Source organism: Streptomyces sp. NPDC058291, from assembly GCF_042880855.1.
Lineage (GTDB): Bacteria > Actinomycetota > Actinomycetes > Streptomycetales > Streptomycetaceae > Streptomyces.
The window spans coordinates 28,028-37,130 of record NZ_JBHVYK010000081.1 but is presented as its reverse complement, the minus strand read 5'-3'; the positions used below and the strand labels follow the sequence as shown (position 1 = coordinate 37,130).

The window sequence follows — 9,103 nt, the reverse complement described above, 5'->3', positions numbered from 1 at the left end:
CCCCGGGCGCGGATCAGGCCTCGGTGGTGGTGCGGCGGCGGCCGGCGAGCACGCCGTAGGCGACGCCGGCGGCGCCGACGACGATGCCGACCACGCCGAGGACCCGGGCGGTGGTGTCGGTGCCGTCGGAGGTGGCGGCCGCCTCGTTCGTCGTGGCGGTCGCCTTGGCGTCGTCGGACTTGTCGGAGGCGTCCTCGGCGGCGGCGCCGTGGTGGCCGTCCTCGGAGGCGGCGCTCAGGGCGAGCACGGGGGCCGGGTTGTCGGGCTCCTCCGCGCCGTCCTCCTGGACCTCGATCCAGCGCACGACCTCCTTGTTGGAGTACGTCTGGATCGCCTTGAAGACCAGTTCGTCCGCGTCCTCGGGCAGGGCGCCGACGGACACCGGGAACTTCTGGAAGAAGCCGGGCTTGACGCCCTCGCCGGTGGCGGTCCAGGTGATCTTGGAGACGGCCTCGGAGATCTGCTTGCCGTGCACCTCGAGGGGCTTGGCGAGCTTGGCCTTGGTGACGTCGATCTTCCAGCCGTCGATCGGCTCCGGCAGCGCGGAGGCCAGCGGGTGGTCGGTCGGGAAGGTGACCTCGAGCTTGGCGGTCGAGGCGTTGTCCCGCTCGTTGGGGACCTTGAAGTCGACGACCGCGTAGCCGCCCTTGGCCGCGGCGCCCTCGGCGGCGACGCTCACATGGGCGAGGGCGGGCGAGGACAGGGCGAGGACGCCGGACCCGGCGACGGCAGCGGCGGCGGCGACACGGGCGGCGATACGAGAGGCCTTCATGGCAGGGAGCACTCCACTCTGAGGTGAGTCTGTGGCTGAGGAGGCGGGTGCGCGGATGCGCGCACGCGCGCGTGCCGCACGACGGCGGCCGCTCCCCGGTCGGGTGGAGTGCTGGTCGCGTCGCGTCAGGCAGCGAGGACGAGAGCGCGTGCGGGCGGCGGGCCTCGCCTGATCACCGAGTGCTGGAGCGCGGTGGTCAGGGGAGCGGCCGGCGTGAGCTGGGCGGCGCACGGGACGCGCGGTCCCGCTCCGGGCGCGGTCGGCAGCCCCGCGAGCAGAGCGCGTACCAGCGCGAGCGCCCCGCGCAGGGACCGGACGAGCGCCCCCTCGGCGACCCCGTTGGCCGACAGGGCGAGCAGCCGCAGCAGGGCCGTGTCGCCGCGGCGCATCAGCCAGCCGGCGGCGACGGCCGCCAGGACGTGTCCCAGCAGCATCGGCAGGGAGGGCAGCAGGGACATCGGCGAGCCGGCCGCGGACAGGACGTCCGCGGGATGCCGCATGGTCCCCATACCGGTCGTCCCGGTCGTCCCGCCCAGGGCCGTCCCGCGGCCGCCGCCGGCGACCCCGCCGGGGTAGAGCCGCGCGTCGACCAGGATCTTCTGCGCCTGGGCCGGGCTGAGCGCGGCCGCGGTGGCCCCGCACACCAGCCGGGCCGCCCGGGCGACGAGCGTGGCGTCCGTCCCGGACAGCGTGGTGGAGGCGTCGGCGGAGAGCGCGGCGGACGCGGAGACGGTGTGCTGGCCGAGTCCGAAGAGGGTGTGCAGCGCGGTCTGTCCGACCGCGAGCACGGCCGCGATGGCCGGCAGCGAGCGCGTGCGCCCGGCGAGCGGCGCCACGACGGCGAGGACGCCCAGGAACCCCGCGGCCAGCGTCCACAGCGGCACGGCGGCGCAGGAGGCCGTCGAGTGCCCGGCCGCGGCCAGCACGACGCAGACCGCGGCGAACACCGCGGCCCGCATCAGCCGTAGATCGCGACCTGAGCGTTCGCTGTGGGGGGCAGTCATGGCGGGCTCATCATCGCACTGGCCCCACCTCGGCCGTACGGCAGGTCCACAAGATCCCCACGATACGAAAGATCACCTTCTGGTACGACCGGTACTACTGATGCTGCCGAGTCCCGCATACACCGATGCCGGGCACGAGTGCATCCCCCATATGGGCGGCATCACGCGGAAATCGCGCTTACATACGGCCTCGTGCGGCAATACGTATCGGTATGTCGAGCCGCAGCCAGGAGGCTGGAGCATGAGCATCTGGTGGTCACTCCATCTGCGGCGCGAGGCCGCAAGCGTGCCGCTCGCCCGCCGTCTGCTGCTCGGCACCATGGAGACGGCGGGCGTCGATCCCGACGTCAGCTACGACCTCTCCGTGGCCCTGAGCGAGGCCTGCGCCAACGCCGTCGAGCACGGCGGGGACGCCGTGCACAGCGGCTGTTCCGAGGCGTACCGCGTCACCGCCTACCTCGACGGCGAGAAGTGCCGGATCGAGGTCGCCGACTCGGGCCCCGGGTTCACCGCCGAACGTCCGGCGCCCGCACCGGTGCGTGTGAGCGCCGACGCCGAGCACGGCCGGGGCCTCTTCCTCATCCAGGAACTCGCCGACCACGTCCACATCGGCAACAAACCGGGGCGCGTCGGGGCCGTCGTGAGCTTCGACAAGATCCTGAAGTGGCGCAAGGGCGCCCCGCTGATCGCCGTATGAGGTAGCGCCGATCTGTTTGGTGCGCAGGGGACTTCGAACGTCCCGGCACTCACGTGATCGCCGTACGAGGTAGCGCCGATCTGGTTAATGGGCAGGGGATTTCGAACGTCCCGGCACTCACGGCTTCCGCACAGCGCCCTCCCGGCCGAGTGATGGGCGGCGGCCCTGACGTCCCGCCCCTGGGTGCGGGAGCCCCGAAGCCCCGGAGCGGCAGAGCGCCTGAGCGCGCGGCCCGGCGACGTGGTCGGCGGGGTCAGGCCGTCTGCGCGAGCAGCGGCGGTGTGTGCGCCGTCCGGCCGGCGGCCGCCCGCCGCGCCGCCGGGCCCATCGCGTACGACGCCGCCACCATCGCCGCGCCCAGCAGCAGCCAACCCGGCGTGCCCCACTCGACCAGGAGCCAGGTCAGGACCAGGGGGCCGAGAGTGCGGGCCACCGTGACACCGGTGCCGAACAGCCCCTGGTACTCGCCGACGCGATCGGCCGGGGCGAGATCGAAGGAGAGCTGCCAGGAGCCCGCCGACTGCCCCATCTCCGCCGCCGCCTGCAGCACCGAGCCCAGCACCAGCACACCCGTCGCCACCCATGGCGAGGCTCCCGCGGACAGGGCGAACACCGCGCACGCGGCGCACATCACCCACCCGGCGCGCCGCACCGCGCGCGTGGCGCTCTCCAGCCCGCTCACGCTCCGCGCCGCCCGCACCTGGAACACCGTCACCGCGGCCGTGTTGAGCACGAACAGCGCGGACACCAGCCAGACGGGCGCCCCGGTCCGCTCGGTGATCCACAGCGGCAGCACCAGGCTGAGCAGCGGCATCCGCAGCAACAGCACGGTGTTCAGGAGCGCCACGAGCGCGTACGGCCGGTCCCGCAGCACGCCCAGGGCGCGACCTCCCGGCCGGGCCCCGCCGGGAGCCACCCGGGGCAGCCAGGCGAGCAGCAGCGCGCACACCAGGAAACTCATCGCGTCGACCGCGAACACCCCGAGGTACGCCTGCCGCGTCCCGGCGTGCAGCGCGAGCCCGCCGAGTCCCGCGCCGACCGCCAGACCGGCGTTCAGCGTCGCCTGGAGCCGCGCCAGCAGCCCGGTCCGCTCCCCGGCGGGCACCAGACCGGCCAGCAGCGCCTGGCGGGCCGCGGCGAGCCCCGACTGCGCGGCCGCGTACGCACACGCCACGAGCACGAACGGCGCGAAGTCGCGCACCAGGGTGAAGGACGCCACCGCGAGCCCGGTCGCCAGCGCGAGCAGCACCGCCGTCCCGCGTGCCCCGCGCCGGTCGGCCAGCCGTCCCAGGGGTACGCCCGCCAGCGAGCCCACCGCCCATCCGAGGGTGAGGCCCAGCCCCACGCGCGCGGGGGCGAGACCGATCACCTGGGTGAAGTACAGGGCCGACGTCGTGTAGTAGGCGCCGTCCCCGACCGAGTTGCTCAACTGCGCGAGCGCGAGCAGCCGTTGCGCGGGGGTGCGCCGCGTCGCGGTCCGCCGCGCCGGGGTCTTCGTCGTCATGACAACGACGCTAGGGATGCGGTGGACCGGTGAACAGGACCACTTCGGAGGCGCTTCAGCGGCCCAATTCCGCCGGGGACGATCACCACGACTCCTGTCCCCGGAGCCTCGGCTCAGTTCCCTTCGAGCACCTTCGCGAGCACGTCCAGCGCCTCGGGGTAGGCCCGTTCGCCGGGCGTGCCGTAACCGACGACCAGGCCCTGCGGCCGTCGCTGCGCGCGGCCCCCGCCCAGGTCGTGCCAGTGCTCGCCGAGGCGGCCCACCGCGAGCCCCGCCGCCGCAGCCCGGTCCAGCGCCCGCGCCTCGTCGCCCACCTCCACCAGCGCGTGCAGTCCGGCCGCGACCCCGCGCACGCCCCGGCGCGCGCCCAGCCGGTCGAGCAGCAGGTCCCGGCGGCGCCGGTAGCGCAGCCGGCACGCGCGCACATGACGGTCGTAGGCGTGGCTGACGATCAGCTCGGCGAGCGCCAGCTGTCCGATGGACTCGGTGTGGTGGTCGCTGTGCAGCTTGGCGTCGGCCACCGCGTCGACCAGCCGCGGAGGCAGCACCATCCAGCCGAGCCGCAGCGCCGGCCCGAGCGTCTTGGAGGCGGTGCCCAGATAGACGACCTGCCCCGGCGCCATGCCCTGGAGCGCGCCGACCGGTTGCCGGTCGTAGCGGAACTCCCCGTCGTAGTCGTCCTCGACGATGACGCCGTCCCGGGCGCGGGCCCACTCCGTCAGCGCCCGCCGCCGGCCCGGGTGCAGCGTCACGCCGGTGGGGTACTGGTGGGCGGGCGTGACGACCACCGTCCCCGCGTCGCCCAGTTCCCCGACGCGCACCCCGTGTTCGTCGACCGGCGCGGCCGTCACGGTTCCGCCGTTGTGCCGTACGACCTCGCGGTGGAAGGGCAGACCGGGGTCCTCCATCGCGATCGGGGCGCCGTCCAGCACGCGCGTGAGGAGGGCGAGGCCCTGCACGTACCCGGAGGTGACGACGATCCGCTCCGGCGGCGCGACGACGCCCCGCGCCCGTCCCAGGTACCCCGACAGCGCGGTGCGCAGCTCGATGCGGCCGCGCGGGTCGCCGTAGTCGTACGCCGGGGAGGGGGCCGTCGCGATGGCGCGGCGCAGGGCGCGCAGCCAGGCCGCGGCCGGGAACGTCCCGACGTCGGGACTGCCGGGCCGCAGGTCGAAGCGCGGCGCCCTCGCGCGTGCGGTGGACTCCGGGGGTTCGGCGGCGACGGGGGGCAGCGGCGCGACCTGCGTGCCCGAGCCCTGCCGGGCGGTGAGATAGCCCTCGGCGACGAGTTGGTCGTAGGCCGCCTTGACGGTGTTCCGGGACATTCCGAGCTCGCCCGCGAGCCGTCGTGTGGCGGGCAGCCGTGTCCCGGGCGACAGCCGCCCGTCCCGCACGGCGTCCCGCAGGGCACGTTCGAGCCCGGCACGACGCCCTTCGGCGGAGTCGGCTTCGACGTGCAGATCCACCACAACCCCCCCAGGGCGGGAACCCGCGAGCGGACACCACCACCCGCACACCGCACGACGGCCGGTCACCCCGGGGCGACCGGCCGTCGAGGCCGTCGATCAGGCCGCGGGCCGATTCCTACGTCGGCGCGTCGGCGCGTCGGCGCGTCAGCCCGTCAGCCCGTCAGCCGGTCAGCGAAGCCATCCAGCTCTCGACCTCGTCCGACCGCCGGGGCAGCGCGGCGCTGAGGTTCCGGTTGCCGTCCCGCGTGACGAGGATGTCGTCCTCGATCCGGACGCCGATGCCCCGGTACTCCGCGGGCACGGTGAGGTCGTCGGCCTGGAAGTACAGCCCGGGCTCGACGGTCAGCACCATGCCCGGCTCCAGCGTGCCGTCGACGTAGGACTCCACGCGCGCGGCGGCGCAGTCGTGGACGTCCATGCCGAGCATGTGGCCGGTGCCGTGCAGCGTCCAGCGGCGCTGGAGCCCGAGCTCCAGGACCCGCTCGACCGGGCCCTCGACCAGGCCCCACTCGACGAGCCGCTCGGCCAGCACGTGCTGGGCCGCGTCGTGGAAGTCGCGGTACTTGGCGCCCGGCTTCACCGCGGCGATGCCGGCCTCCTGGGCCTCGTACACGGCGTCGTAGATCTTCTTCTGGATCTCGGTGAAGCGGCCGTCGACCGGCAGCGTGCGCGTGACGTCGGCGGTGTAGTACGTGTGGGTCTCGACGCCCGCGTCCAGCAGGAGCAGATCGCCCGAGCGCACCGGCCCGTCGTTGCGCACCCAGTGCAGCGTGCAGGCGTGCGGGCCGGCGGCGGCGATGGTGCCGTAGCCGACGTCGTTGCCCTCGACCCGCGCGCGGAGGAAGAACGTGCCCTCGATGTAGCGCTCGCTCGTCGCCTCGGCCCGGTCGAGGACCTTCACGACGTCCTCGAAGCCGCGGACCGTGGAGTCCACGGCCTTCTGCAGCTCGCCGACCTCGAACTCGTCCTTGACCAGCCGGGCCTCGGAGAGGAAGACGCGCAGTTCCGCGTCGCGCTCGGCGGTGACCTTGTCGGTCAGGGCCGCCTCGACGCCCGCGTCGTACCCGCGCACGACCCGCACCGGGCCGGTGGCCTCGCGCAGCCGGTCCGCCAGCTCGCGCACGTCGGAGGCCGGGATGCCGTAGAGCTGCTCCGCCTCGCCGAGCGAGTGCCGGCGGCCCACCCACAGCTCGCCCTGGCCGGACAGCCAGAACTCGCCGTTCTCGCGGTCGGAGCGGGGCAGGAGGTAGATCGTGGCCTTGTGGCCGTCGGCGACGGGCTCCAGCACGAGCACGCCGTCCTCGGTCTGGTTGCCGGTCAGGTACGCGTACTCGACGGAGGCGCGGAAGGCGTACTCCGTGTCGTTGGAGCGGGTCTTGAGGTTGCCCGCGGGGATCACCAGACGCTCGCCCGGGAAGCGCGCGGAGAGCGCGGCGCGGCGCGCGGCCGTCTGTGCGGCCTGGGCGATCGGCTCCAGGTCGCGCAGTTCCGTGTCGGCCCAACCCGACTTCATGTTCTCGGCCAGCTCGTCGGAGACGCCCGGGTACAGGCCGTTCTTCCGCTGCTTGATGGGCTCTTCCGACTCTTCCGGGGTCTCCGGTGTGAGCTCGTCGGCCACGGTCATCCTCCTAGATACGGCACTGGACCCCCTCCATCGTACGGTCGTACATAAGGGGGCCCAGGGGCGAAGGACCTGTTGCGGGGCCGATCGCCCGCCGTCGTCGCCGGCCTAGTCGAAGCGGGCCGCCAGCAGCACCACGTCCTCGTCGCCGTCCTGCTCGGCCGCCCCGTCCGGCAGGACCGTGCGCAGCACGTGGTCGGCGATCGCGCCCGGATCCTGGCGCAGCTGTCTCGGCACCCCGGCGGCGGCCGCGTGCAGCCGGGCGAAGGCGCGGTCCACGGGGGCGCCGGTGCGGTGCAGCAGGCCGTCGGTGTAGAGCAGGACGGTCTCTCCGGGCTGCGCCTCGACCTCGACGCTGGGCGCCTCCCAGCAGGCCAGCATTCCCAGCGGCGCGGAGACGGAGGTCTCCACGAACTCGGTGCGCCGCTCGCCGACCAGCAGCGGCGGGCAGTGCCCCGCGCCGGCCAGGGTGATCTTGCGCAGGGCGGGCTCGCAGTAGGCGAACAGGGCGGTGGCCGAACGCGCGGGTTCGGTCAGCCGCAGCAGCAGCTCCAGGTCGGACAGGACGGCGACGGGGTCCTCGCCCTCCATCACGGCGTACGCCCGCAGGGAGGCGCGCAGCCGGCCCATCGCGGCGACGGCGCTCGGGCCGGACCCGGTGACGGATCCGACGGCGAGGCCCAGCGCCGCGTCCGGCAGCGGCAGCGCGTCGTACCAGTCGCCGCCCGCGCGCGGTCCGGTGCGGTGGCGCGCGGCGAGCTGGACGCCGGGCACCCGCGGCAGCCGGGACGGCAGCAGTTCCTCGGCCATCGTCTTCATACACGCGCGGGTGCGTTCGAGCTCCACCAGCCGGGCGAGGTGCTCGGACGCGTACCGGACGTACAGGCCGGCCAGATGACGCTGGCGTCCGCCCGGCTCGGCCGGCTCGTCGTAGAGCCACACGGCCGCGCCGAGCCGGCCCTGTGCGCCGTCCGCCTCCAGCGGGAGCGCGTAGCTTGCGGCGTAGCCGAGGCGGGCGGCCACCTCGCGGTGGCGGGGGTCCATGCCGTCCCCGGCGAACAGGTCGGGCTCGGCGATCTCCCCCTCGCCGCCGGGCAGTCCGTCGAGGATCCGGCCGTAGGACAGGGCGCTGCGCGGCACGGTCTCGATGTGTCCGAGGTCGGCGCGTCCGAGGCCCAGGCCGATCGTGGTGTCGGGGCCGAGCCGGTCGCGGGGCTCCAGGACGACGAGGCCGCGCCGGGCGCCCACCAGGGCGGCTCCGGCGTGCAGCAACTCCGTCAGGGCGTCCGTCAGCGCGTCCGTGCGGGCCAGGCGTTCGGTGAGTTCGTGGAGGGTGGTGAGGTCCGAGACCCAGCCGGCGAGCCGGTCGGTCAGGACGGCTCCGGCTCCGGAGGGGGCCAGGGGGGCGGCGGGGGCCGCGGGGACCGTTGGGGAGCCCGGGGAGACGGGCGCGGGCGGGACAGTGTGTGCGGGCGAGGGAACCGCTGAATCGATTCCAGCCACTTTCGGAGGGTGAGGGGCGTTCATGGCGTCCGGCTCTCGGACCGGAGCGTATTGCTCAAAAGCATCGCAAACCCCCATGTCATGCTGCGCCGCTAGCGGTGTCTCCACATGTACACGCACTCGTGAGGGGATGTCCAGCATTGTCCTGCTGGGAATACTGGTGTCCGCGGGCTCTTTGGGGGAATCACGCACGGTTCTTCCGGCTCCCTTGCCAAAATACAAAGTTGGCTTAAAACTGCCTCGGGTAACGGGTGATTGCGGTCGACTGGGTTTGCTCGACGGAGCGTCACAGCGGTCGTGATGGGTACGTACTCGGTAAGGGCCAGGGGACGTCGGGAGCTCGTGGGGAGCCTCCCGGAACCTGGTGACCGCACCGGGCGTCATAGTCATCGACGACCGTGCCCCATCCTCCCGTGGCGGAGGCGGAGAGAAATACGCGCGACACCAAACGCCAGACTTCGCCACCCCACGCCACGCCCAGGCATTAGATGGACGCAAGTCGGCGGAGCGGCCGCGGAAGCAGCCGCCACCTC

At 73.8% G+C, this 9,103-nt stretch carries 7 protein-coding genes; 1 reads left to right on the top strand and 6 read right to left on the bottom strand.

The window, feature by feature from the left end; all coding sequences use genetic code 11:
- Positions 1-13: 13 nt before the first annotated feature.
- Entirely contained in the window at positions 14-772 is a 759-nt protein-coding gene (locus ACFVYK_RS30420) for a YcnI family protein (protein ID WP_389779551.1), read from the bottom strand.
- Positions 773-897: 125 nt separating this feature from the next.
- Positions 898-1,776 carry a hypothetical protein gene (locus tag ACFVYK_RS30415; protein ID WP_389779549.1) on the bottom strand — a complete coding sequence of 293 codons (879 nt, stop codon included), beginning with the start codon at positions 1,774-1,776 and terminating at the stop codon, positions 898-900.
- A 241-nt stretch (positions 1,777-2,017) separates the two neighbouring features.
- Between ACFVYK_RS30415 and ACFVYK_RS30410 the strand changes: the two genes are divergently transcribed.
- Positions 2,018-2,473 (top strand): ATP-binding protein, encoded by a 456-nt coding sequence (locus ACFVYK_RS30410; RefSeq protein ID WP_389779548.1) that lies wholly within the window; start codon positions 2,018-2,020, stop codon positions 2,471-2,473.
- Positions 2,474-2,726: 253 nt separating this feature from the next.
- On the opposite strand, the gene ACFVYK_RS30405 is transcribed toward ACFVYK_RS30410, so the two are convergent.
- The 4 genes from ACFVYK_RS30405 to ACFVYK_RS30390 form a co-directional block, all read right to left on the bottom strand.
- Entirely contained in the window at positions 2,727-3,977 is a 1,251-nt protein-coding gene (locus tag ACFVYK_RS30405) for an MFS transporter (RefSeq protein ID WP_389779546.1), read from the bottom strand.
- A 113-nt stretch (positions 3,978-4,090) separates the two neighbouring features.
- Complete coding sequence (locus tag ACFVYK_RS30400; RefSeq protein WP_389779544.1) at positions 4,091-5,443, bottom strand: PLP-dependent aminotransferase family protein; 1,353 nt, start codon at positions 5,441-5,443, stop codon at positions 4,091-4,093.
- Between the two features lie 163 nt (positions 5,444-5,606).
- The gene (locus tag ACFVYK_RS30395; RefSeq protein ID WP_389779543.1) at positions 5,607-7,064 is read right to left on the bottom strand and encodes an aminopeptidase P family protein; all 1,458 of its coding nucleotides are present in this window, start codon (positions 7,062-7,064) and stop codon (positions 5,607-5,609) included.
- Positions 7,065-7,175: 111 nt separating this feature from the next.
- Positions 7,176-8,711: a PP2C family protein-serine/threonine phosphatase gene (locus ACFVYK_RS30390; RefSeq protein WP_389779554.1), complete on the bottom strand. Its 1,536-nt coding sequence runs from the start codon at positions 8,709-8,711 to the stop codon at positions 7,176-7,178.
- Between the last annotated feature and the right edge of the window lie 392 nt (positions 8,712-9,103).

What these genes read in the sequence shown, in the direction of transcription:
- ACFVYK_RS30420 (WP_389779551.1), bottom strand. Translation starts at nt 772, where the DNA reads ATGAAGGCCTCTCGTATCGCCGCCCGTGTCGCCGCCGCCGCTGCCGTC.
- ACFVYK_RS30415 (WP_389779549.1), bottom strand. Translation starts at nt 1,776, where the DNA reads ATGACTGCCCCCCACAGCGAACGCTCAGGTCGCGATCTACGGCTGATG.
- ACFVYK_RS30410 (WP_389779548.1), top strand. Translation starts at nt 2,018, where the DNA reads ATGAGCATCTGGTGGTCACTCCATCTGCGGCGCGAGGCCGCAAGCGTG.
- ACFVYK_RS30405 (WP_389779546.1), bottom strand. Translation starts at nt 3,977, where the DNA reads ATGACGACGAAGACCCCGGCGCGGCGGACCGCGACGCGGCGCACCCCC.
- ACFVYK_RS30390 (WP_389779554.1), bottom strand. Translation starts at nt 8,711, where the DNA reads ATGCTGGACATCCCCTCACGAGTGCGTGTACATGTGGAGACACCGCTA.